The organism is Nocardioides dubius (genome assembly GCF_039528155.1).
In the GTDB taxonomy this organism is placed as follows: domain Bacteria; phylum Actinomycetota; class Actinomycetes; order Propionibacteriales; family Nocardioidaceae; genus Nocardioides; species Nocardioides dubius.
The window spans coordinates 285,523-308,024 of record NZ_BAAALG010000013.1; the positions used below are offsets into that span (position 1 = coordinate 285,523).

A 22,502-nucleotide genomic window follows, 5' to 3' on the forward strand; every position below is an offset into this window, starting at 1 on the left:
TTCGCATCTCCACCCAGCCCGCGCAGAGGGGCATCCGGCTCCCACCATCAGGGAGCCAGATGCCCCTCAAGGGCGTGCTGAGTCAGCGGATCGGCTGCTGGAGGTCGATCACCCAGCCGGTGGCGCCGGGACCGTCGAACGGGGTGGTCAGGTAGACCTCCCGGCACGGCCCGCTGAGCTGGTGGCCGCGAGCCTCGGCCTCGGTGACCAGCGACTGCCAGGCGTGCTTGATGCCGGCGAGGTCGGCCGACTCGTAGCGCACCGTCAGTGCCCGGGGCACGGCCGGCAGGTCGAAGCGCTCGGTGCCGGCCGGCGCGGGTGCGTCGCCCAGCTGCTCGGCGGCGGCGACCAGCATCGCGGAGTCGCCACGCTGCGTGTAGTGGGCGACGCCGGGACCGAACCGGGGCAGGCCGGTGGCGGCGATGATCTCGTTCAGCTCGCTGAACAGCCGGCTCATCGTCGGGTCGAGGTCGTCGGCCTCGGGCACCTCGGTGCTGAGCTGGGTGAGCTGCAGCGCGGGCAGGTCGGTCTCCAGGTAGGTGGGGGTGGGCATGGTCTCCTCCAGGTGGATGCGGCGGAGGTGCTCGTCGACTGCGGCCAGCCGGCGCTGGTCGTCCGTGATCTGGGCGACCAGCCCTTCGCGACGCCGATGCAGCAGCGCCGCGAACTCGCCGGAGCCGAGACCGCGGTCGAGGCACTCCTTCACCTCGGCGAGGCTGAAGCCCAGATCCTTGAGCGCGATCAGCTGGTTGGCCCGGGCGAGCTGGGCCGAGGTGTAGCGGCGGTACCCCGTGAACGGGTCGACCTCAGCCGGCGTCAGCAGTCCGAGCTGGTCGTAGTGACGCAGCATCCGGACCGAGACCCCGGTCAGTCGGGCGAACTCTCCGATGTTCAACATGACACCCACAGCCGACACCCTGACACGGTGTGAGGGTCAACCGCTGCCCGGCGGCTGCGCGGCTCGGCGTCAGGGCTTGGTGCTGACGGCGCCCGGGTCGCTCGGGGCGGTGGGCTCCTCGCCGGGCTCGGTGGGCTCGTTGGTCGGCTCAGCGGGGACGCAGTCCTCGGGCTCGCCAGCGGGCTGGGTCGGCTCGGTCGACGGCTCCGTCCCGGGCTCCGGCTCGGTGCTCGGGTCGGTCGGCACCGGGCAGGGCGGCAGCTCTTCCTTGGGCTCCGTCGGAGTGGTCGGTTCGGTGGGAGTGGTCGGCTCGGTTGGCTCGGTCGGAGTCGTCGGCTCGGTCGGCGTCGTGGGCTCGGTGGGAGTCGTCGGCTCGCTGGGCGTGGCCGGCGTCGTGGGTGCCGGCTTGGTGCCGGCCGAGCCGGTGCCGCCGGTGGGCTTCGCCTGACCTCCCGCCACGGCACCGCCCTCGGCCTTCAGCTTCTGCGGCTTGGCGCTCACCTTGACCGCGATCGGCGCCTGCAGCTCGCTGGGCGTCACGAACGCGGAGACCGCCGTGCTCACCGTGCTGTAGGCGGAGGCGAGGTCGATCACCAATGTCAGGTAGCCGTCGTCCGCGTTGTGCTGGGCGAGCGCGGCGCGCTGACCGGCGCGGGTAGCGAGGTTGGCGTCGTCGACGCAGAGGCGGACCGCGAGCCCGAGGGCGGCGTCCTCGATGCTCTCCGGGCTGCGGGTGCCGTCGCCGTCGGCGTCCACGGCGACCGCGGACCAGGTGCTCGGCAGGATCTGGAAGGGGCCGACCGGGTGGTCGCCGCGGGCGTCGCCGTCGTACTGGCCGGCGTCGGTGTCGGGCAGCGCCGCGCCCTTCGTGGGCAGACGGCGTCCGTGGTCGGTCTCGACCTGGCCGATCGCGGCGAGCAGCTGCCACGGCAGTCCACAGCCCGGCGCGGAGGTGTTGATCACCGTCGCCGCCCGCTGGTAGGCCGCCAGCGCGGACGGCGGCACGTCGGCCGTCGGAGTGGTGCTGCGCAGCGCCGCCGGGGCGCTGCGCACGTTGCTGCCGAACGGGGTCGGCTTGGCCGCGTCAGCGGCATCGGCCACCGGCGGCGTGGCCGCGGCTGCGGTGGGCAGCGGCGCCTCGGCCCCGGTGTCGAACGTCGAGGAGCCCACGACGGCGGCAAGCGGAACGGTCAGACCGGCAGCGATCAGTCGGCGTACCTGCATCTGGCACCTCCAAGAGCCGATGTTCGTCGGCCCCAACCTCGTCGTAATTGGTGACTCAGGTACCTGCGCCGATGTTGCTGGCCCGACAACAGAACCCCCTGTTGGCATTGAAACCCCGGATTGCAACGGCCACAAGCCAAATCGGGAACACTGGGGTTAATGCTCCCCAAAACTTGGCATGCGGGTGACAAAGATTGGGTAGCGATCGCGCCTACCGCTGCCGGAGCCGGGCACGGTACTCGCGGACGTCGCTGTCGTCTCCCGCCTTCCACAGTGGCACCGTCGCCCGCAGCAGGATCGAGGTGGCCTCGACGAACTCCGGGTCGTCGAGCGAGTCGCCGAAGAGCTGACTGATGCGCTTCATGCGATAGCGGACGGTATGCGGGTGGACGCCCAGCTTGGCGGCGATCGCCGGCGGCCGATCATGGGTGGCGACCCAGGCCAGCATGGTCTCGCCGAGGATCTCGCGGGAGTGGCGGCCCTCGGTCAGCAGCGGGCCGAGGTAGCGCTGGACCAGCCGACGCCGGACCTGTGGCTCCGCATGCAGCCACAGCTGCACGGCGTGATCGTCGCAGCGCACGATGGGTGCGCGCGGGATGACTGCCTTGTCCACCAGCTCCAGCGCCCGACTCGCCCATCGGTTGGCTGTCCCTGCCTGGGCTGCCGGCACGGGCCAGCTCATGGCCACGCGCAGGCCGGGTGAGCGGACCAGCGCCTGGGCGAAGGGCTCGGCGTGCTCGGCCGGAACCAGGACGAGTGCTGGGTTGACCGAGCCCAGGACCAGGGCGCGGCCCATTCGCGGGGCATCGGGGAAGGTGCCGTGGAAGGCGACCCGCATGATGACGACGCTTCCCGGAGACGGGTCGTCCACGACGCTGACGTCGAAGTCCTGCGTCAGGCTGAAGGGCGAGGGCCTGCTGACGCGGATCGATCCTGGCGGCACGCCGTCGGTCGTCTCTGCGGCATCGGTGACCACCAACAGCCCGGTCTGGTAGCCGCGGTCCATCTGCTCCTCCAGATGCCCGATGAACGACAGGGCTGCGCCGCTGAGGTGCTCCATGCCCGCGGAGTCCCAGCCGCGACGCACGGCCCATCCGAACGCCGCATGCCAGGCGCGGCGGACGACGAGGGCCATGCCGATCAGCAGAGGACTGAGGGGCTTGCCGCGGACCGCCTGGGCGAATCCGAGCTCGCAGAAGGCCAGCGAGGCAGGGGAACCGCTGCGCGTCGAGGTGCCCCGCACCTCGTTGACGAACTGCTCGGCGGCGAGGGCCAGTGCCCTGGCGAAGGCGGCAAGTGTCTCGATGTCGACCCGCGGCTCACTTCCCTCGACGTACCGTGAGCGCAGCTCGTGGAGGATGCGCTGCAAGGTGGTGCCGACGACCTCGCTGAAGACCTGGTACGGCGGGAGAGGGTTGGCCTGCACGTACTTGGCGACGCCGGAGGGCACACCCGCCCAGTCAGGGGCATCGCGTCGTCTGACGGCGTCATCTGCAGTGTTCTGGGGCATGGGTCGCAGCTCCTGCTGAGGGTCGCGGCATCGCCACGCCAGGGGAGCGGGCGATGCTCAAGCACGGAGCGATGCTATAGATAAGTAGCGACACTGACTGGCAAAGTCGAGGATCTCCCCGATCAGCGGAGCCCGGCTAGCGGCGGACGACGCGCAGGGTGAAGCGCTTCTGCGAGCCGGAGACGGTAGCGGACCCGGTGTAGATGGCCCGGAGCTTGTGGCGCCCCACCTTCTTGAACGCCTTGAGCCGGATGCTCACCTTTCCTGCCCTGACCGTTCCGCGTCCGACGACCTTCTGGTCGCGCCGGATGGTGACCGTGCCGGTAGCGCTCCGGCCGGGCGCGCTGACCCGGACCTGGACGGTGGCCCGCTTGCCCGCACGGGCCTTGGCGGCGCTGACGGTCAACGTGCTGGCCACCTTGGCTGGAGGCTCCTGGCCACCCGGCACCCAGAGGGTGGTGGACTCTGCGCTGCCGGAGGGAAAGCCAGCCTGCGAGGCGGTCACCCGCACCGAGATGGCGGTGCCGAGGTCCTGCTTGCTCACGACGTAGTCAGGCCCGGTCGCGGCCTGGGTGACGCCGCCGGGGCCAGCGAAGGTGATCGGCTCGCCGTCACGGAGCCAGAGGAACTGGTAGGACCAGGTGGTCCGCTGTTCGTTCCAGGAGCCGGTGGTCGCACGCAGCGGAGTTCCCACGACCGGCGTGGAGACCGCGCGGGTGATCCGCGGCAGGACCATGTTGGTGGCCACGCAGGGAGAGTCCAGCGAGTCGATCCAGCCGGGGCCGTTGATGCACGAGCGCTGGTCCGGCGTCCCGGGCTTCTGTGCGAAGAAGTCGCGCGGGACGAGCTGGAACCGCTGCCAGTGCGTCTGCATCGGACTTTGGTCCTCGTCGCGATCGATGTGGTGGAAGCCGACGTTCACCCAGGCGACGGGGTCGTCGAGCGGCTCGGTGTCCTGGGCGACGTAGTCGAGCACCGATTGGCCCGGGCAGCCTGCGTCGAGGTTGTCGGAGGCGTATTCGCGGCAGGCCGCGGCATTGGCGAAGGTGATCGAGGGTGCGTAGACGGGTACGTCGGCGAAGCGCTGGTTGCGGTTGACGATCTCGTAGGAGCGGACGTGCCCGTCAGGGTTCACGGAGTCGGGATTGAGCACCCGGAACCAGGTGGTCTCATCGGCGCTGGTGCCGGGAACGGCACTGAATGCCTGCTCCTTGCGAACGCCGGTGCCGGCGATGCGTGGCTGCAGCGGCGGTGTGGCGGTGTTGGCGTAGTCCCACTGCTCGACGTGCTGGCGCGTTCCGCCGTCGACTCCGAAGTCGACCTTCCAGACGGCGTTGTGCCAATGCGAGGCGGCGTGGGTGGTCCGGTCGCCGGGTGCGGTCTCGCCGCCCAGCGGCCAGCCGAAGCTGGGATCGACGTCGAACATGGTGCCGCCCGCGCCTCCCGGGGCGACGTCGCCGGTGGCCCCGAGCCCGACGTCCACCTGTCCTTGGTCGTCGAGCTTGATGTTCTGTTGGTACTCGTACCACGCGATCTTCGACAGGGAGCTGATCTCCAGTGCGGAGCCCTGCTCCGCGAACCTGACCTGTCGGTCGCCGACCTCCTCGAGCGAGTGGGTGGAGAGCCCGGTGGCCACCTCGTCCACGCAGATCCCGGGGACGGTGCGAGAGATCAGGTTCCCCTGGTAGGTGTAGGTCTGACTCACCTGACGGGTGTCGCCGAGACAGGTCGCGTCGCTCTGTGCGACGAGATGCTCGTTGCCGAAGCCGTACGAGGTGATGTCGTTGAACTGGACCTCGCCGTTGTCGTAGGGAACGTTGAGCTGGCCGAGGGAGAGTTGGTCGAGCACCCGCTTGTATCCGGTGTACTCACGGGTGGTCGGTGGCCGGTATTCGATCTGCTCGAGGACCAGGCCCTTCATCGGGTGGATCCGGGCGCACATCCGCCAGGAGGCGCCGTTCGCCAGGGTCTTCTCGACCAGATCGGAGTCGCAGGTCAGTGGCTCCGGGCTCACCTGCTGCCGTGCGGCCTCCGCCATCGGCGGACCGAGCTGCACGACGAGCGCGCTGGTCGCCGTCGCGACTGCGACCAGGCTCGCAGCAAGCCGCCTCATCGCGCTGCTCCGGCGTTGATCCTGACCACGTCGCGCGTCGACAGGTTGACGACGAAGTCGGAGGTGTTCAGGTAGGCGCCGGACGGCAGCTGGAGCAGGAGCTGAGCGCAGCGCTGGCGACCACAGGCGTCGCCGGCGAGCGTCGAGCCGTCGAAGCGGAAGGTGCCGGCGACGAAGTGCACCTGCTCGGGGGCGACCAGGGGCGCGCCCTGGGCAGCCTCGAACTCGGTGGCGAACCTCAGGCCGGCCGACTGGTCGATCGCGATCTGGATGGCGACCTCCGCCTCGGTGGGGGAGATGGTTGCCTGGAGTCCTCGTGCATGGCGAGAGGTCACCGCGCCGGAGGCGAGATCAACGCGCTGCTGGTAGCCGCGATCGGCGGCGTAGTCGTAGAGGGAGACGACGGCGATCCGGCGTCCCGCCGTCTCCTCGTCGGGAAGGCCGACCAGGAGGACCTCAGGGCCGGCCTTCCCCAGAACGTCGCGTGTGCTCGTCGGGATGCTGGTGTCGCTGGTGGCCAGGTGGATCGCATACCCGACCTCCTCCGGACTGAGCGCGTCACGCGGGGCGCCGAGCGGAGGCCGTGAGGTAGGCAGGTCTCCGTCGCCGACCACGCGATAGGCATCGGGGCGCCCCTCGTCGTGGGCACCATCGGCCGGTTGCTGGTGCCACTGCTGGACGGCGACCAGCAACCCGGCGACGACCGCGCCACCGGCCAGCAGGCCGATGCGACGACCGGTCGCCCATCCCCTGACGCGGCTCGCTTCCATGGCCCCTCCTCCTGACGACCTCAGGCTGAGCGTGCGGCATCGGGCACTCGGTGGGAAGTGCTCGGCGGGGATACGAACCCTAGGCGCAGAAGAAGACCAGCAGTTTTGTCATCTGGTGCATAAGAAATCCCTGTGGGGTTCGCGGCACAGGCCGGAAGCCTCTACCCCCGGCCAGCCTGCCGGACCGCGAGGCCCACGACGACGGCGGTCATCACCAGAGAGACGACGACAGCCCCGCCGACGGGAAGCAGTCCGGTGGCGGCGACGGCTGCCGCAGCCACCGAGAGGCCGAGCGCAGCTCGGCGCACCGGCTCGATCCGTGCCCGCAGACCGGTCATCAGGTCGATGCTCTGGGCGATGGTGCCGACACTGAAGCTGGTCAGGGTGACGGCGTGGGGAAGCAGGGGTGAGTCCTCCTCCCAGCTGGTGATCGCGAGATCGCTCTGGGCCAGGGCAGGAGCGTTGAGGTCGGATCGCTCGCCTGCGAAGACGATGAAGGAGCCGTCCCCTTGGGCCTTCACCACATGCTGGCGCCGGATCTCGGCGTCAGCGTCGGCGACGTGTGAGGCGATGCCTACCTTGTGTCCGAGCGCTTCGGTGCGGGTCGGCTCGGTGTCGGTGAGCAGGGTGAGGGCTGCGCGCCGCTGGAGCTGTGCGCAGACGTCGGCGGCGTCGGGGCGCAGCTCGTCGTCGACGGTGATCACGCCCAGCGCGCGGTAGTCCACCTCGACGCCGATCGAGACGCCGTCCCGCTCCGGGCGGGCCAGGCCCATCCGCTCGGGATGCCCGATCCGGACCGGGTGTCGATCCACCGCCCCGCTCATGCCGATCCTCCCGGTCTGGCGATATCCGGTGACGCGGCCGCGACCGGCGCGCCGCGCGAGCGCCTGGGCGAACCGCTGGTCGGAGGAGCGAGCCAGAGCGCCGGCGAAGAAGAGCATGTTGTTGAGGTGCTCGGGGTCGAGCGGCTCGGCGGCGGTGACCTGCATGTTGCCGGTGGTCACGCTGCGGTGTGCGTCGAGCGCCAGCTCGCCGATCGTGAGGGGCGACATCAGGGCGGGCCCGCGCGGCAGCTCGATGCCTTGGCTCGACGCCGAGCGGCGCACCAGGAGCAAGGTCAGCGGCCCGGCAGCGATGACTGCGCCCGCGGAGGCCGCGACCAGCACGGTGACGCCCGCAAGGGCGGCATCCGTGAGGCCGTTGCGGGCAGCCAGGCCTGCTCCTGCAAGCGTCAACCCCCCGATGGCCAGCGCCCACCACCAGGGCGGGGCTAGCGGCGGTGCCGCAGCCCGCCTCATCAGCTGGACGGCCACAGCCCCCAACAGCGCCGCCGCGAGGAGCGCGACTCCGGCACCGTAGATCGGCTCCTGGCGGACCGCTGGCGCCAGGAGCAGGAGGTTGACCGAACCGGCGAAGGCAGCGGCGATCGCTGTCGTACGCACCCAAGCGCCCGAACGCTCGTTCACCCGACTTCCGTCCTCGCTCGGTAGATCTCGACATCGGTGGCGTCGCCCGCTTGCCACAGCGGAACGGTCGCCTTGAGAACCATAGTCACGGTGACCACGAATTCGGTGTCGTGCAGGAGCGTCCCGAAGATCTCGTTGATCCGCTTCCAGCGGTACCGGATCGTCTGCGGATGGACTCCCAGGCGCGCGGCGATGGCCGGTGCGCTGTCGCGCGACTCGAGCCAGGCGAGCATGGTCTCGGAGAGGATCTCGCGAGAGTTCGGGGTCTCGGAGAGCAGCGGCTCGAGGAGGTCTTGCACCAGCTGCCGGCGCAGGTCGGGCTCGGAGTGCAGCCACAGCTGCAGGTGGTGATCGGCGCACTGGATCACCGGCTTCGGGGAGATCGCTCCGACCTTGACCAGGTCCAGCGTGCGCTGCGCCCAGCGGTCGGCCTGTGCTGTCTGGGTCGGCGAGACGGGGATGCTGACCGCGACGCGCAGTCCCGGACCCGAACGCTGGAGCAGGTCGGCGGTGGCCTCCGCGCCCTCGGCGCGGCAGATCAGCAGTGCCGGCGACTCCGTCGTCCGGGCGAGGATGTTGTCGAGGCCGCGAATGGTGGGGAACTCGCCGTGGTAGCTGACCCGCATGACGACGACAGCGGGCGGCAGCGGCCAGCCCGCGCTCTCGGCGTCGGAAGCGAGCTCGGCGAGGCGAGCAGGGGTGTCCGGCCCTTCGGTGAGCAGGGCCTGGATCAGGTTGTCGCGCAGGGCCTCCTCATCGATCTCGCGGGCGAGCCGGTCGTGCCGCGCTGTGGTACCGAGCTGATGGCCGCGGGCGACCTCGTTGTCGAGGTGGTGCATGTAGGCGAAGAGGGTGTCCCCGAGGCTGCCGAGGTAGGCCACGTGGACGTCGTGCTTGGTCGCGAAGTGGCGCAGCACGTTCCACGAGTGCCGGTTGGCGATCTGAAGAGCGCGGCGCATCGGCTCCAGGGTGTGACCGTCGACGGCCTCGCTGAAGCCCATGTCGCGGAAGAGCTTGCTGACCCGGGCGTTGATCGAGCCGCCCAGCACGATGTCGAGGAACTGGTTCGCGGCGGCGGTGACCGCGAGCGCGATGACCTGTTGCCGTTCGCCGCCGGCGGGCCCGGCGTAGGCGGAGATCTCGCGGCGTACGTCGTGGACGACCTGGTCGACGAGGACCGGAAGTGCCTCGCGAGCCTCTGCTACCAGCTCGTCGATGTTGGATGGCTCATGGTTGACGGCAAGCGAGTGGCTCACCGCCTTGGCCCAGGACGCCTGAGACGCAAAGTGAGGTCGGTCATCTGCGGCTCCTTTGCTCGGTGGCGTGTGGTGGGTCATATCGTCCGTCTCAAAGGGTCGATCGTCAAAGGGCCAAAAGTCCCTTCACCTGATGGTCATTTGGGAAGGGAAGCGATGTGGGGTGGACGTCGAGACGTCCACCCCACATCGGGTCAAGCAGTCAGGATCACTTGATCTTGAAGGTCTGTGCCTTGGCGCTCGACGGCTTGCTGCGGCTGTCGCCGGCGTAGCTGGCGCTCACCTTGTGCTTGCCCTTCTTGAGCTTCTTGATGGTGATCTTGGCGACGCCCTTCTTGAGGGTGACCGACTTGTTGTAGACGGTCTTGGAGCCGCGCTTGACGGTGATCTTCACCTTGCCGGTCGGCGTGCCGCCGCTGCGGGTGACCTTGACCGTGATGGCGACGGTCTTCTTCTTGACCTTCGGCTTGGCGATCGTGGTCTTGGAGGCGACCGCTAGCGCGGCAACCGTGGCGGTGGCGGGGGAATCGGAGGTCTGCACTTCGTCGTCAGCGGTGGCGACGGTGCGGAAGGCGATCTTCTTGCCAACGTGGGCGCTGGTCAGGGTCAGCGTGGTTCCCGTTGCGCCGGCGATCGGGGCCCCGTTGGCCAGCCACTCATAGCTGATGGTCGGCTCACCGGAGAAGGTGCCCGGGGTGCCGGTCAGCACGGAGCCCTGCTTCGCGGTGCCGGTGACCTTCGAGGCGCTGATCGGCATCACCTTGCGCTGGATGGCGAAGGCATAGCCACCCAGTCCTGCCTCAGCCTCACCTAGAGCGAGGCCGGTGAGGGTGCGTCCGTCCAGTCCGGCGGGGACGTTCGTCGGCAGGGTGCCGTCCTGGCCCCACAGGGTGATCCCACCCTCAGCGTCGATCACGGCGTTCTGCGAGGTGCCTGTAGCGGTGATCGCCGTGATGGTCTTGCCGGTCAGTGAGTCCGGCACCTTGTTGAAGAGCGAGCCTCGACCTGTGACGGCCTTGCCCCACGAGGCGACGGTGCCGTCCTGGAGCAGAGCCAGACCGCCGTCGAAGCGGGCCGCGACGTCTTTGACTGCGCCTGGTTCGGCGAGCGCCGCGGGCGTGCCGCTGACCTGGCTGTTGCCGTCCAAGCCCCAGGCCACCAACGACCCGTCATTGCGCAATGCGTACGCATGCTCCGATCCGACAGCCACCTTCGCCACGTTGGTCAACCCTGCCGGCATGCCGGTGATGCCGAGGCTGGTGCTGACGCCCCACGCAACCACGGTGCCGTCTTGCTTCACGCCCAACCCGAAGTTCTGACCCAACGCGACCTGAACGAGGTTGCTGACATCGACGCCGCCGGGTGTGCAGGTCGGAGCCGATGTGTCTCCCCAGAAGGTCGGGGTGCCGGCCTCATTGATCGCGACGTTGCACAGAGCGTTGGTGGAGATGGCCACAATGTGCTGTGCAGCCAGGCCGTCGGGTAGCCGGTCCCGGTCATCGTTGGAGCGGACGATGACCTTACCGCTCGCGGTAAGGAAGTACGCCTCGGTCCCGGCGGTCACTACCTTCGCCATCGGGTTGGACTGGGTCTCCGCCGACAGGCTTGGAGCATCCTGAGCGACTGCTGCCCACGCGAGGACCTGCCCAGCGTTGTTGGTATCGATCGCCGCGTGGCTAGGTGCGAGGCCCAGAAGACCCGCAGTAAGGGCAAGGCCGCTCGCTGCGGCGGTGCCGCGGACTAGCAACTTCGATGACATCTTCTCTCCTTGGTGATGGGTGTCTGGTGCAGTCAGTGCTGTTGTGGTGGAACGGTGACGGTGCCAGGGAGGAAACTGGGACACAGCTTGGCTGCGTCGTAGGTCCCCGGCGCGGGCGCTCCTCCAGTTCTGGGGCAGGGCAGGAAGGGGCCAGTCGCGTGGAGTGCGATCGAATTCCCAGGGCCCGAGATCGCAGTGGTGAGCAAGGCGGAGACGTCTTCGCCGGAGGCGGTCACGCAACCGACGAAGGGGGGGACGTCAGCCGTGCCAGACAGACGACCGCCGGATCCCGGCGCGTAGTGTCCGCTCAGCCAGGGTCTGTCCGCATCGGTGACGGCCGGATCCTTCTCTATCCATCCCTTTCCTAGGAGTGCGATCTTCGCCCTTGCTTTGGTCTTGCATCCGCCGCGAAGGCCAAGGTCCACCCCATCGATCGCCACTGACTCAAGCGACACAGAGAGAGAGTCGGATACCTCTGTATCGAAGAACTGTCTCTGCCCCGCGGTTGAGGGCCACTCTGACGGCTGACGGCCCTGCTCGTAGTAGTCGTCAAAGGCGGTGACGACGATAGGCACCGGTAGCCCGTCGGCATCGCGGCGCTGCTCGAGTCGCAGCGTTGCGACCGCCGGGATGCTGCCGAAGGCCGTGGTGCGCACAGTGAACGGAGCGGTCCGCCCATACCCGTCCTCGGACATCAGGTACAGGTAGTTGGTGGCCTTGTTGGCGGTGATCCGGGGATCGTCGGGCGGAAGGGGATCAGGGTTGTGGACAGGATCCCACGGTTCCTTGGTGCGGCTCTCGATCTTGGCGTACACCGCGGTCACCTGCATCGGAACCCGTGCCCACTGCTTCGCCCGCTTCGCCTCGGTGGCTCCCCCCTGAATGACGGAGGTCCAGTTGCCGCGGTCAGTAGGTTCACCGGGCAAGCCCGGCTGGGGGCCATCGGCGTTGCCTGCCGAGCCTGAGACGGCAGTCAACGATCCAGCGAGGAGCGCGGCCCCAGCAGCAAGTCGAGCAACGGAGTGTCGGTGCATGTCACGACCGTCGCACTTGGTGGCCGAGGTCACAATCGAAAGCGTCAGTAAAGTCCGGACCGGGCAGAGAAGAGTCCGAATTCTTATCACCCGCGTGACAAGTCGCGGTCGCTCAGTGCGCTGGTCCGCACGGGTGGCGCAGTTCCACAGCTGTGGGGCTAGTCCCGTGACGCCTTCGCTCGCGACGGCCCGCGAGAACTTGTCATCCGTATAACAACTTTTGGGACTTTCTTCCGGCGCAAGACCCCTGAAATGCAGACCGGGACTGGACGCCGCTCAGTCGGCAGGGACAAGCATGTCCCCGTGACGTGAGAGCCACGTCACATCTCTCGAAGGGAACTTCAATGAGGAAGTCACTTATCGGAGCAGCGGTCGGTGGGTTGGTCGTCACCGCCGGACTCGGTGCCTCGGCGTTCGCACACCCGAACACCTACACCGTCAGCGTCGGCGGCTCCAGCGCAGCCGGCACCCACCTGTTCTACGCCAGCGACGTCAGCGGCATCGCGTTCTCGGTGAACAACGGCAGCACGACGACTCCCATGTCGTGTGCGAACGTCAACGCTGAGGGCAACATCTACTCCGGATCTGGTGTCGACCCGATCGCGCGGATCACTCCGGTCACGCTTGTGAACGCGCCCAACATCGTGACTCCGGTGGACAAGCCGGCGCAGGCTACCGAGTGGAAGGACTGCGTCGGCCCGTTCAACCTGGCGATGAGCGTCAACCAGCTCAACACCTGGGAAGTGCACGCGACGGGCGCCGTCACCTCGGGATCCGACACTTCGGTGGCGGGTTACATCAGTGGGCCCAACGACGGTCCCCTGCGAGCTCAGGTGTACGCCACCTCCGGTGGCAAGTCGGGCACCAGCTGCAACTTCGTCGTTGAGGGCTATGCGGACGGCAACTTCAACGAGGCCACCCAGTCGCTGAATGTTACCGAGACCGGTTTCAGCGGTGACCTGACGATCGTCTCTGCTGCTGGAAACTGCCTCGGTCTGGTGACGGTGGGCTCGAAGGCGAACTTCACCGGTTCGTTCGAGTTCGGTACGGACAGCGCCTCCAACACCAAGGGCAACATCACGGTGAACCACCCGGTCAACCTGATCTCGTCGCCCTGAGTGACCTGATTGCATGACGGATTGGGGTGTTGGGATCTAGACCTTCTCAGCACCCCAATCTCTCGGGTTCGTCGCACTTTGCAAGGCCAAACCCAACACTGCGAGGAGAAGTTGTGAAGAAGACTGGTGGAAGACTGCGCGCACTGGCTCTCGGCCTGGCGAGCACGGCGGCCGTGGTGGCCGCGACGATCCCGTCGCCGGCCTCGGCGGCCCCGATCCTGAACGTTACCTACGACGCGAGTGGCACGGCGCAGATCGCCAGCACGGACTCCGAGATCGCGCTGGGACCGTCGACGCTGAGCACGCAGTTGGACTATGCGACCGGCGACTTCACCGGCTCGATGCCGTTGCCTGGCACCACGACCAGGTTCGAGGTGATCGGCTTCATCCCGGTGACGGCGGACGTTGCCTTCGTGGAGGCTGCTCCGGTGACCGGCACCCTGAGTGCTGGCCAGGTCGGCAGTCGCGTCGATGGGGTGGCGAGCTACCACATCCGTCTGTCGAACATCAAGATCGTCGGCTTCCCGACGATCACCGGATCCCACTGCCGCACCATCAACCCCGTGACGATCCCGATCTCGTCTCCTCCGGAGGGCGGGTTCGATCTCTTCGTCGGTGGCACGGTGAACGGTGAGTTCTCGATTGGCAACTTCCAGAACTGTGGCCTGAACACCTGGCTGATCAACCTGTTGATCCCGGGGTCGGGCAACCAGGTGGAGATCGACATCGCCAACGCACGGCTCAGCTGATCGGTCGACTGTCGACAACGTGGCGGCTGGGCTCGGTTCCTGCCGAGATCAGCCGCCCGTTGTTGCAGTCGGGAAGGACCTAGATGAGTAGCAGGTTTCTTGGCGTATCAGGTGGCTTGGTTGCCGCCTTGTGGTTGGTGTTGCCTGCTGGCGCTCACCCGTTGTCGCACGAGGTGAGCGTCGGGGGCTCGACGGTAGGGGGGAGCCATCTGTTCTATGCCAGCGACGTGAATGGCGTTGCCTTCGCGGTGAACAACGGAACGACGACCACGCCGCTCTCATGTGGTGATGTCAACCTGGAAGGTGTCGCGAACTCGGGTCTGGACGTCGACCCATTCTTGGAGATCAAGCCTGTTTCTCGGCTCAACACTCCCGACGGCTTCGACGGATCCGAGCGCAAGAACTGCGTGGGACCCTTCAACCTGGCTCTCACCGTCGTACAGATCAATGACTGGGAGGTCCATGCGACCGGTCCGGCAACGACCGCCGGAACCGATCTGCTTCCGGCATACCTGAGCGGGCCCAACAACGGGCCTCTCTACGCGCACGTTTATGCAACCCCCGGCGGCCCGTCGGGAACTAGCTGCAACTTCTTCGTCGAAGGCTATGCGGACGGCACTTTCAATGAAGCGACTCAAACGCTGAACATCGATGAGACCGGTTTCTCAGGGGACCTGACGATCGTCTCCGCGCCCGGCAGTTGCCTCGGCCTGGCGACGGTCGGCAGCAGGGTCAACGCTGTGAGCAGCTTCGAGATCGGTGACGATGACGTCGCGAACGTCAAGGGCAACATCACCTCGAACCATCCGATTCTGCTCTCGCCCTGAGAACGGGGAGGGGGTGCTGAATCCTAGACCTATCCAGCACCCCCAAGGATGAAATCCTATCTACCTAACGAAGCAGCCCCAGAAACGTGACGCGGTTCGAGGCTTCTGGTCAGTTCGGGGGTGTGAAGCCCTCGACGTCCGCCTGGTCGCCGCGCTGCCACATGGGCACCGTTGCCCGCAGGAGCAGGGTGGCTGAGGCGATGAACTCCGGGTCGTGGAGTTGGTCGCCGAAGAGCTCTTGGAGTCGGCGCCAGCGATAGCGGACGGTCTGTGGGTGGACGCCGAGGTGCCTGGCGATGGCGGGCGCGCTGTCGCGGGTGGTCAGCCAGGCGAGCATCGTCTCGGCCAGGACCATGCGCGACGTCGGGTGCTCGGCGAGGAGTGGGCTGAGCAGGTCCTGCGCCATCCGGGCCCGGATCTCCGGCTCGGCATGGAGCCAGAGCAGGCTGGCATGCTCGTCGCACCTGATCACCGGCGCGAGGGGGAGCACTCCGCTCTCGGCCAATGTGATCACGCGCTTCGCCAGCCGATCGGCGAAGCCTGCCTGGGTCGGCGTGGCCAAGGGGCTGACAGCGATGGGAGAGCTTCCGGCGCCCGCGAGCACGCCGATCGTCTGCTCGGCGATGCTGTCGCCGGCGATCGCTCGGGCCGGCGCGACCGAGGTGTCCACCAGCGCGGCGCGAGGGATGACCGAGGTGCTGCTCAGTTGGCCCGGCCGGAACCTGAGGACGACGAGGCGCGCAGGCACCTCCCACCGCGCTGCACGGGCGCGCGCCCTCAGCTCACGTCCGCGGCGTGGCTCCGGGATCGAGTCGTCGGCGAGCAAGGCGGCGATCAGCTGGCGCTTCTTGGCCGTCGTCCCGCTCGAAGGCCGGGCGACCGTCTGGTGGCCGCTCACGACCAACTCCTCGGCCTGCTCGCGAAGCCTGAAGAGCAGCGTGCCCAGGTAGCCGAGTGCCGCCGCCTTCCAACCGGCGTCGGCGGCATGCTTGCTGATCGCGCGCCACGCGTGACGGGCCAACAAGGACGCCATCTGCCGGACGTCGGGCTCGGAGGCTCCCCGGTGGGCTTCGGCGAAGCCGAGATCGCGAAGCCGTTGGGCGATCACGTCGGCCGTGCAGGGGTCGATGACCGGTGCAGCCGTCGCGAGGTCGTGTGCGGCCTCGAGCAGGGTCGCGGCGAGGTCGGAGTCGAGTGTGGTCGGATCGAGGTCGGAGGAGGCGACCTGCCGGCGCACCTCGGGCAGGGCGCTGAGGACGAACTCGTACACCGCATCGGCAAGCGAGCCGTGCCGGAGGAGCTCCGCGGGAATGACGGCGATGAGGTCGTTCAGCAGGCTCTCCCAGGAGTCGTCGCGCTCGGCGGCGTCCGCGGAGTCCGGATCGTCGGTGTGCCCCATGGGTGGTGGCTGCTCCTGCCTGGAGTCGTCTGGTGTCGATCCCATTGACCCAAGCGGGAAAGGGGGCCACAACCCCTTCGGGCTGGGTGCCACGAAGTCGTCGTGGAAGTTGTGAAGAGGGAGACAAAACCGATGAAAGGGGGCAGCGTTCTCCACCGTCTCGCGGAGCCGCGCCTACTCGGACCGGCCCGTCTCCCGGAAGGTGATCACGTCGCTCTGATCGCCGGAGAGCCACAGCGGAAGCGTTGCTCGGAGGGTCATCGTGATGGCGGTGACGCGATCTGGATCGAGGAGCGCATCGCCGAAGAGATCGCTGATCCGCTTCCAGCGATAGCGAACGGTCTGGGTATGCACGCCGAGGCGCGTGGCGACGATTCCTGCGCTGTCGCGTGACTCGAGCCACGCCAGCATGGTCTGGCCCAGGACCTTGCGCGAGTTGACTCCCTCCTTGAGGAGTGGATGGAGCACGTCGAGCACCAGCCACTGACGGATGCCCGGCTCCGCGTGGAGCCAGAGCTCCACAGGATGGTGACCACAGTGGATCACCTGGTGGGCCGGCAGGACGCCTCGCGTGGCGAGGGTGAGGGCGGTGCGGGCCCAACGATCGGCATCTGCCACTTGGGTGGGAGGCACTGCCCAGGTGAGGGCGACGGTGGCGTCCGCGTTCGCCTCCAGCAACTGCGTGGCGATGGCATCGGCGCACTCGGCGCCGCAGAGCACCAGGGCGGGCGACGCGTCCGGATCGGCAGCAACGGCGACCATCGAGGAGAGGTCGGGGAAGTCCGTGATCCCTTCGGCGCGAATGGCCACCAGGGTCTGCGGCAGGGGCCATCCTGCTCCGAGCGCCAACAGGGAGAGCTCGGCCTGACGTCGTTCCTGGTCGTCCGTCGAGGTCTCCAGCAGGGCGTCGATCAGCTGGCGTTGCCGGGTCGCGGGCCTCATCCGAACGTGGCGCAGCCCGAGCGCGTGGCCGTTGCTGACCTCCGCCTCGAGGTGGTCGAGATAGGCGAGTAGGGCGTCCCCGGCAGCTCCGAGGTGACGGTACGCGGGCGAGTCGGCCGGCATGCGACGGTGCAAGACCTGCCAGGCCCACCGGGTGCTGACGAGCAACGCCTTGCGGGGGACCGCGAGGGTGTGGCCGCGGGTGGCCTCGTCGAAGCCGATCTTGCGGAACAGGCGGCTCACGCGTGGATCGAGCTCGCTGACGCCGGAGAGCACCTCCAGGAACTGGCGGGTGGCCTGATGGACGGCCCGCTGGGTTCGCTCCAGGTCCTCGGGACGTGGAGAGGCGAGAGCTGGGATCGTCGATCGCAGGCGAGCGAGCAGCTGTTGTTCCAACGGTCCGGCATTGGCGGCAAGGCTGGTGACGAGGACGATGAATTCCTCGGCTCCATGCGCCCTGCGCAACGACGCCTCGACGTCGTTGAGCCAGGCCGGCCTGAGGCGCTGTGCGTCCTCGGCAAGCGATTCGTAGCCTGGTTCGCGGTCTTCGCTCATGGCGTCCCTTCCGAGCGGGGCCTGGTGGCGATGGTGAGGGTCGAGCCCTGGGAGTGGTCTCGGAATTCATGGTGCGGGACGGCGCCCGGAATGCCGAGGGCTGGCGCGAGAACCAGGACCAAAGTCCCGGGTGTAGAAGTAGCGATTTATCACCCGTATGCCAAATCTCGACAGAAACGCCCGCGGGGTGAGTGGCGGTCGGAACCCACCACTCACCCCGCCGGGCCCGCTTGGCTAGCGAATGCGGAAGCGCTGTGCCTTGGCGGAGGACGACTTGCCGCGGCTGTCGCCGAGGTAGCTGGCCGTCACGGTGTGCCGGCCCTTCTTGAGCCGCTTGACGGTGACCTTCGCTGCGCCACTCCTCAGGCTGACCGTCTTGCGGTAGACCTTCTTGGCGCCCCGCTTGATCTGGACGGTCACCTTGCCGGTCGGCGTGCCGCCGGAGCGGGTGACCTTGACGGTGAAGGCGGCCGTCGTGCGCTTGACCCGGACCTTCGAGATCGTGGTCCTGGTGGAGACCTTCGGCGGCACCAGCGGGGCGACGGCGGCGCTCGGGGGCGAGTCGGAGGTCAGCGGTGTCCCGGAGTCGGTGGCGATGGTGCGGAAGGTGATCCTCTTCCCCACCTGTGCGGAGGTGAGGGCAAGGCTGGTGCCCGTCGCTCCGGCGATCGGCGTCCCGTCGGCGAGCCACTGGTGACTGATCTCGGGTGTGCCGCTGAAGGTGGCCGGAGTGCCGGTGAGCGTGCTGCCCTGCTTCGCGGTGCCGGCCAGCGTGGAGGCGGTCACGGTCATCACCTTGCGCTGGATGGCCAGCGCCAGCTGGCTGCTGAGCGAGATCTGGGACAGGCCATTGCCGTCCAGGCCGGCAGGGACGTCGGCGGGGAGGGATGATCCCGAGCCCCAGACGCGGACGGCACCCGTGGAATCGACCGCCAGGTTGGCGCCGCTTGCCGTCGTCGAGGCGATCTGGGTGAAGGTGGACCCCGTGTAGGCGGCGGGTACGGCGTTGTACTTGGCAGCGGGTGTCGCGCCGGTGGTGCCCTGACCCCACGAGCGGAGCGTCCCGTCGGTCATCAGCGCCAGCCCGCCAGCGGCGCGGGCGACGATGTCCTGGACGGCGCCCGGCACGGTGACGTCCGCTGGCAGCGTGACCTGGCCCTGTTGGTTGCGGCCCCAACCGACGACGGTGCCATCGGCCCTCAGCGCATAGGCGTGCTCGCTCCCGGCATCGACCTTGACCACGTTGGTGAGACCACCAGGCACATCGGTCCGGCCGTCAGCGTTGTTGCCCCAGGCAACCACGGTGCCGTTCGACGTGAGGCCGACGCCGAAGCCGGTACCCAGGTCGAACGAGGTGAGATCGGAGAGGTCGACGCCGCCAATGGTGGTGTGATCGCCAAGATCTCCCCAGAAGACGAGCTCGCCGTCGGCGGTCAGTGCGGCGGCCGCCGTACCGTCGAAGGCGATCTGCTTCACCGTCTCGTCGGCGAGCTCGGCCGGAACCTCCTGCTGTGGGGTCACATTCGCCGCGATCACCTTCCCTGCCGTGGTGAGGGCCATCGTTGCCTCACCGGCGGCGATCGCTTGGGAGACGGGGGTGGTGGCCAGCTCCTCCGGCAAGGGCAGGGGAGCGGTGCCGACCCTGCCCCAAGCGAGAATCGCGCCGGCGTGGGTGGCATCGAGGGTGGCAGTGGCCGGGGGTGGCGCGAACAGGCCGGCGACGAGGGCGATCGAGGCGACCGCGCTCGCTCGAAGAGGAACACTGGCTGACATTGCTACTCCTTGCTGGTGACTGGTGACTGGTGCTCAGGGCAGGGGAACGGTGGGCGGCGTGCCGGCCGGGCAGCCGACCTCCGGCTGGTACTCGCCGACGTTGGGGAAGCGGCCGCAGGAGAAGCCCCCACCGGCGTGCAGGGTCACCGCATTGCCTTCGCCGCTGATCGTCGACGTGAGGAGTTGAGAGACGTCCTCGCCGGTGCGGGTTCTGCATCGGTGGAATGCCGGCACGTCGGCGGTCCCTGTCAGCAGGCCGCCCATGATCACGGTGAACTTTCCAGTCGCGTAGACGCCGCGAGCCTCGACGTCGGGGTCATTGTCGAAGAAGCCCTCGCCATGCAGGTCCAGGGTTGCTGCGGACGCCGTCCGGCAACCGGCGCGAAGCCGGAGGTCGGTGCCGTCGACCCGCAGACCCTCCACCTCCACGTAGAGCGCGGCCGAGATGTCGGTGTCGTGAAACTTCTGGTAGCTGGGCCAGTCCGGTGGCTTATGCCCGTCGCCCGTGTAGGCCTCGTCGACAGCGCGAACCGCCAACGGCTCCGGGAGGCCCTCAGGAGTTCGCTCTTGGGACAAGCGAAGGGTGGCGGTGACGGGGATCGTCCCGAAGGCAATGGCGTTGACCTGGAAAGGAGCGGACAGCCCGTAGTTGTACCGGGCACCTGGTTCGGCCATCAGGTAGACCCAGTTGGTGTTGATCACCTCGCGTCTGTAGGTCTCCGGCCAGACGGTGGTGGTGTGCGTGAAGGCGGTGGTGACCTGCATCGGGACCCGGACCCATTGCTTGGCACGCTTCGTCTCGGTGATGCCCCCTTGGGCGACGCCTACCCAGGGGCCCGCTCCGGTATGGCGGGGCAGCCCGGGACGGGGACCGTCGCTGCTGGCGGCGCCGGCAGCGTGGTCAGCGACCCGCGGGACGGCTCCCAGGAAGAGCACTGCTGCCGCGACGAGGAGAAGAGGGTTCCGGTGGCGCATGCCGTGACGCTGACACGGGCGACCCTCCGAGGTAAGAGCGAAAGGCGTGGTGAATGCGTCGAGGGGGCGATTCGTAGGGCCACTTATGAGCGGGGTGACAATTCGGGCCTTGGGCGGGGCAGCGCATCGTTCGGAGATTGCGGTCGGCGCTCGGCAATTCCGCGTGCGGTGTCGCGGGAGATGGCTGCGCTGGGACGTCGCCGCACATGCCCGGATCTGACTCGCAGATTGTCACCGTGGTGACAATCCGGTGCGGATCTCCGCTTCCGTTCGGGTCATTTCGTGCTCCCCGCGGGTTCATCTTCCGCTCGACGTGCCCACAGTGGCGGATCGGCGCCATCGGGGCGCTGTTGTGGAGTGAGGAGAGCAGCATGAAGCAGCGAGCAATCGGCGCGGGGGTGGTGGCGATCGCCACCGTCAGCGCCTTGGCCACCGCAGCGGTGGCGGCACCGCCCTACCTGGTCACGGTGGGAGCCTCGACCTCGGGGGACCATGTCTTCTTCGGCACCTCGGTGCCGCGAACCGGCGGTGCCCACGAGATCGACTTCCAGGTGCGGCGCGGAACGACGGTCACCAACATGTACTGCACCGACGTCAATGTCGAGGGCAATGTGCACGCCGGAACCAGCAGCACTGGGCACGTCGCCACGATCACCCCGGTGACCCGGGTGAACACGCCGGAGACCTTCGCCGGCATGGACTGGAAGGGGTGCAAGGGACCGTTCAACCTGGACATGGTTGTCGAGCCGGATCTGGACTGGGAGATCTGGGCTGACGGCACCTCGACCACCGGCACCACCGACGTGATCACCGGTGTGGTGACCGGCCCTGGCGGGGGCAACCTGACAGCCAACGTCTATGCCACCGGTGCCAATCGCCCGTTCTGTGAGTTCGAGGTCCAAGGCTTTGCCACCGGCACCTGGAACGAGAGCACGCAGACGCTGACCATCACCGAGACCGGCTTCACCGGCAATCTGGCCATCAGTGCCTTGGCGTCGGCGACGTCCAACTGCGGGGGCCTGGTCGCCGTCAACGACCCCGCCAACTTCGAGGGCGCCTTCGAGATCGGCCCCGACGACGCGGACAACACGAAGGACGGGATCACCGACACCTTCCCGGTCTATCTGGAGCCGGCCCCGTAGCGGTCGCCGTCCGGGCGTGGCCGGGACGCCGTCGCCCCACCCGCGGCGTCCCGGTTACAGCGCCCGATCCCCATGCCTGCAAGGAGATTCTCATGAACAGAGCACATCAGCTCGGCCGAACCGTCGTCGGCATCGGGTCAGCGCTGGCGCTGGCCGCGTCGTTCCACTCCGCGCCCGCAGCGGCGGCGCCGATCCTGAGCTTCGCCTATGACGTCGAGGGGGAGGCGACGATCGCCAGCACGGGTTCGACGGTCGGTCTCGGTCCGGCGATCCTGGACGCCGAGCTCGACTACGCGACCGGCGAGTTCACGGCCAGCATGCCGCTGCCGGGGACCGAGACGGAGTTCTACCTGATCGGGTTGCTCCCGGTGACCGCGGATGTCGCCTTCGAGGAGACGTCACCGATCACCGGGACGATCAGTCCGGCGGTGGTGCAGAGCCGGGTGGACGCCGTGGCGAGCTACCACCTCCGGCTCTCGAACATCCGCGTCGTCGGGTTCCCGCTCTTCGCCGGGCCCTACTGCCGGACGATCGACCCGATCTCGATTCCGATCAGCTCACCGCCGGAGGGTGGCTTCCTGCTCTTCGCCGGCGGACCGGTGAGCGGTGAGTTCGCGATCGGCGACTTCCAGCACTGCGGCCTCAACACCTGGCTGATCAACGCCCTCATCCCGGGCGGTGGCAACCAGGTCGACCTGCAGATCGGTCCGATCCGGAGCTGAGCCCGGCTGCGCTGTGACGGCGCGGTGGCCTCACCCGCCGTCGCAGCGCTTGCGCTAGTGCTGCTCCTTCGAGCAGAGGAGATAGTCGGTGCTGACGCCGAGGGAGACGGCGAGCCGGGAGACCACCTTCAGGCTCGGATTGCGCTCACCGCGCTCGAGCGCTCCGACGTAGGTGCGGTGCAGACCGAGCTCTTCGGCCAGAGCCTCCTGGCTGAGGCCCTTCTCCTTGCGGATCACCCGCATCCGCCGACCCACTTGCTGTTGCAGTTC

The 22,502-nt window shown here is 68.1% G+C and carries 19 protein-coding genes; 5 read left to right on the plus strand and 14 right to left on the minus strand.

The window, feature by feature from the left end; all coding sequences use genetic code 11:
- Positions 1 to 82: 82 nt before the first annotated feature.
- From ABD151_RS18495 to ABD151_RS18535, 9 genes are all read right to left on the minus strand, one after another.
- Positions 83 to 898 carry a MerR family transcriptional regulator gene (locus ABD151_RS18495; RefSeq protein ID WP_343996296.1) on the minus strand — a complete coding sequence of 272 codons (816 nt, stop codon included), beginning with the start codon at positions 896 to 898 and terminating at the stop codon, positions 83 to 85.
- A 69-nt stretch (positions 899 to 967) separates the two neighbouring features.
- A complete protein-coding gene (locus ABD151_RS18500) occupies positions 968 to 2,122 on the minus strand; it encodes a lytic transglycosylase domain-containing protein (protein WP_343996297.1) in 1,155 nt (384 codons plus the stop codon).
- Between the two features lie 211 nt (positions 2,123 to 2,333).
- Positions 2,334 to 3,632, minus strand: coding sequence for a helix-turn-helix domain-containing protein (locus ABD151_RS18505; protein WP_343996298.1), 1,299 nt, complete (start codon positions 3,630 to 3,632; stop codon positions 2,334 to 2,336).
- A 136-nt stretch (positions 3,633 to 3,768) separates the two neighbouring features.
- A complete protein-coding gene (locus ABD151_RS18510) occupies positions 3,769 to 5,745 on the minus strand; it encodes a copper amine oxidase (protein WP_343996299.1) in 1,977 nt (658 codons plus the stop codon).
- Positions 5,742 to 6,515: a hypothetical protein gene (locus tag ABD151_RS18515; RefSeq protein WP_343996300.1), complete on the minus strand. Its 774-nt coding sequence runs from the start codon at positions 6,513 to 6,515 to the stop codon at positions 5,742 to 5,744. Before ABD151_RS18515 ends, ABD151_RS18510 begins: the two co-directional genes overlap by 4 nt.
- A 161-nt stretch (positions 6,516 to 6,676) precedes the next feature.
- Positions 6,677 to 7,981 (minus strand): HAD family hydrolase, encoded by a 1,305-nt coding sequence (locus tag ABD151_RS18520; RefSeq protein WP_343996301.1) that lies wholly within the window; start codon positions 7,979 to 7,981, stop codon positions 6,677 to 6,679.
- The gene (locus ABD151_RS18525; RefSeq protein WP_343996302.1) at positions 7,978 to 9,237 is read right to left on the minus strand and encodes a PucR family transcriptional regulator; all 1,260 of its coding nucleotides are present in this window, start codon (positions 9,235 to 9,237) and stop codon (positions 7,978 to 7,980) included. The genes ABD151_RS18520 and ABD151_RS18525 overlap by 4 nt, the downstream gene beginning before the upstream one ends.
- A 208-nt stretch (positions 9,238 to 9,445) precedes the next feature.
- Positions 9,446 to 11,080, minus strand: a complete 1,635-nt coding sequence (locus ABD151_RS18530) for an Ig-like domain repeat protein (protein WP_343996303.1) — start codon at positions 11,078 to 11,080, stop codon at positions 9,446 to 9,448.
- Positions 11,029 to 11,811, minus strand: a complete 783-nt coding sequence (locus tag ABD151_RS18535) for a hypothetical protein (RefSeq protein ID WP_343996304.1) — start codon at positions 11,809 to 11,811, stop codon at positions 11,029 to 11,031. The genes ABD151_RS18530 and ABD151_RS18535 overlap by 52 nt, the downstream gene beginning before the upstream one ends.
- Positions 11,812 to 12,374: 563 nt before the next feature.
- Between ABD151_RS18535 and ABD151_RS18540 the strand changes: the two genes are divergently transcribed.
- The 3 genes from ABD151_RS18540 to ABD151_RS18550 all read left to right on the plus strand — a co-directional run bounded on the left by ABD151_RS18540 (position 12,375) and on the right by ABD151_RS18550 (position 14,724).
- Positions 12,375 to 13,148, plus strand: coding sequence for a hypothetical protein (locus tag ABD151_RS18540; RefSeq protein WP_343996305.1), 774 nt, complete (start codon positions 12,375 to 12,377; stop codon positions 13,146 to 13,148).
- Between the two features lie 113 nt (positions 13,149 to 13,261).
- Positions 13,262 to 13,897: a hypothetical protein gene (locus ABD151_RS18545; RefSeq protein WP_343996306.1), complete on the plus strand. Its 636-nt coding sequence runs from the start codon at positions 13,262 to 13,264 to the stop codon at positions 13,895 to 13,897.
- A gap of 83 nt (positions 13,898 to 13,980) precedes the next feature.
- The gene (locus ABD151_RS18550) at positions 13,981 to 14,724 is read left to right on the plus strand and encodes a hypothetical protein (RefSeq protein ID WP_343996307.1); all 744 of its coding nucleotides are present in this window, start codon (positions 13,981 to 13,983) and stop codon (positions 14,722 to 14,724) included.
- Positions 14,725 to 14,833: 109 nt separating this feature from the next.
- Here the strand turns inward: ABD151_RS18550 and ABD151_RS18555 are convergent, their stop codons facing one another.
- From ABD151_RS18555 to ABD151_RS18570, 4 genes are all read right to left on the minus strand, one after another.
- Complete coding sequence (locus ABD151_RS18555) at positions 14,834 to 16,123, minus strand: helix-turn-helix domain-containing protein (protein WP_343996308.1); 1,290 nt, start codon at positions 16,121 to 16,123, stop codon at positions 14,834 to 14,836.
- A 174-nt stretch (positions 16,124 to 16,297) separates the two neighbouring features.
- Positions 16,298 to 17,620: a PucR-like N-terminal domain-containing protein gene (locus tag ABD151_RS18560; protein ID WP_343996309.1), complete on the minus strand. Its 1,323-nt coding sequence runs from the start codon at positions 17,618 to 17,620 to the stop codon at positions 16,298 to 16,300.
- Between the two features lie 234 nt (positions 17,621 to 17,854).
- Complete coding sequence (locus ABD151_RS18565) at positions 17,855 to 19,393, minus strand: Ig-like domain repeat protein (protein WP_343996310.1); 1,539 nt, start codon at positions 19,391 to 19,393, stop codon at positions 17,855 to 17,857.
- Positions 19,394 to 19,426: 33 nt separating this feature from the next.
- Complete coding sequence (locus tag ABD151_RS18570; protein WP_343996311.1) at positions 19,427 to 20,158, minus strand: hypothetical protein; 732 nt, start codon at positions 20,156 to 20,158, stop codon at positions 19,427 to 19,429.
- A 581-nt stretch (positions 20,159 to 20,739) separates the two neighbouring features.
- On the opposite strand from ABD151_RS18570, the gene ABD151_RS18575 reads away from it, so the two are divergent.
- Together ABD151_RS18575 and ABD151_RS18580 are read left to right on the plus strand one after the other, a co-directional pair.
- Positions 20,740 to 21,510 carry a hypothetical protein gene (locus ABD151_RS18575; protein ID WP_343996312.1) on the plus strand — a complete coding sequence of 257 codons (771 nt, stop codon included), beginning with the start codon at positions 20,740 to 20,742 and terminating at the stop codon, positions 21,508 to 21,510.
- A gap of 92 nt (positions 21,511 to 21,602) precedes the next feature.
- The gene (locus ABD151_RS18580) at positions 21,603 to 22,232 is read left to right on the plus strand and encodes a hypothetical protein (RefSeq protein WP_343996313.1); all 630 of its coding nucleotides are present in this window, start codon (positions 21,603 to 21,605) and stop codon (positions 22,230 to 22,232) included.
- Between the two features lie 54 nt (positions 22,233 to 22,286).
- Here ABD151_RS18580 and ABD151_RS18585 read toward each other — a convergent pair.
- Positions 22,287 to 22,502: helix-turn-helix domain-containing protein (locus ABD151_RS18585; RefSeq protein WP_343996315.1), on the minus strand; the 216-nt coding region annotated here is incomplete at its 5' end.

Excerpts from the sequence above, each read along its gene's own strand:
- ABD151_RS18495 (WP_343996296.1), bottom strand. The coding sequence starts at position 898 with ATGTTGAACATCGGAGAGTTCGCCCGACTGACCGGGGTCTCGGTCCGG.
- ABD151_RS18500 (WP_343996297.1), bottom strand. The coding sequence starts at position 2,122 with ATGCAGGTACGCCGACTGATCGCTGCCGGTCTGACCGTTCCGCTTGCC.
- ABD151_RS18505 (WP_343996298.1), bottom strand. The coding sequence starts at position 3,632 with ATGCCCCAGAACACTGCAGATGACGCCGTCAGACGACGCGATGCCCCT.
- ABD151_RS18510 (WP_343996299.1), bottom strand. The coding sequence starts at position 5,745 with ATGAGGCGGCTTGCTGCGAGCCTGGTCGCAGTCGCGACGGCGACCAGC.
- ABD151_RS18515 (WP_343996300.1), bottom strand. The coding sequence starts at position 6,515 with ATGGAAGCGAGCCGCGTCAGGGGATGGGCGACCGGTCGTCGCATCGGC.
- ABD151_RS18540 (WP_343996305.1), top strand. The coding sequence starts at position 12,375 with ATGAGGAAGTCACTTATCGGAGCAGCGGTCGGTGGGTTGGTCGTCACC.
- ABD151_RS18550 (WP_343996307.1), top strand. The coding sequence starts at position 13,981 with ATGAGTAGCAGGTTTCTTGGCGTATCAGGTGGCTTGGTTGCCGCCTTG.
- ABD151_RS18555 (WP_343996308.1), bottom strand. The coding sequence starts at position 16,123 with ATGGGGCACACCGACGATCCGGACTCCGCGGACGCCGCCGAGCGCGAC.
- ABD151_RS18560 (WP_343996309.1), bottom strand. The coding sequence starts at position 17,620 with ATGAGCGAAGACCGCGAACCAGGCTACGAATCGCTTGCCGAGGACGCA.
- ABD151_RS18565 (WP_343996310.1), bottom strand. The coding sequence starts at position 19,393 with ATGTCAGCCAGTGTTCCTCTTCGAGCGAGCGCGGTCGCCTCGATCGCC.
- ABD151_RS18570 (WP_343996311.1), bottom strand. The coding sequence starts at position 20,158 with ATGCAGGTCACCACCGCCTTCACGCACACCACCACCGTCTGGCCGGAG.
- ABD151_RS18575 (WP_343996312.1), top strand. The coding sequence starts at position 20,740 with ATGAAGCAGCGAGCAATCGGCGCGGGGGTGGTGGCGATCGCCACCGTC.
- ABD151_RS18580 (WP_343996313.1), top strand. The coding sequence starts at position 21,603 with ATGAACAGAGCACATCAGCTCGGCCGAACCGTCGTCGGCATCGGGTCA.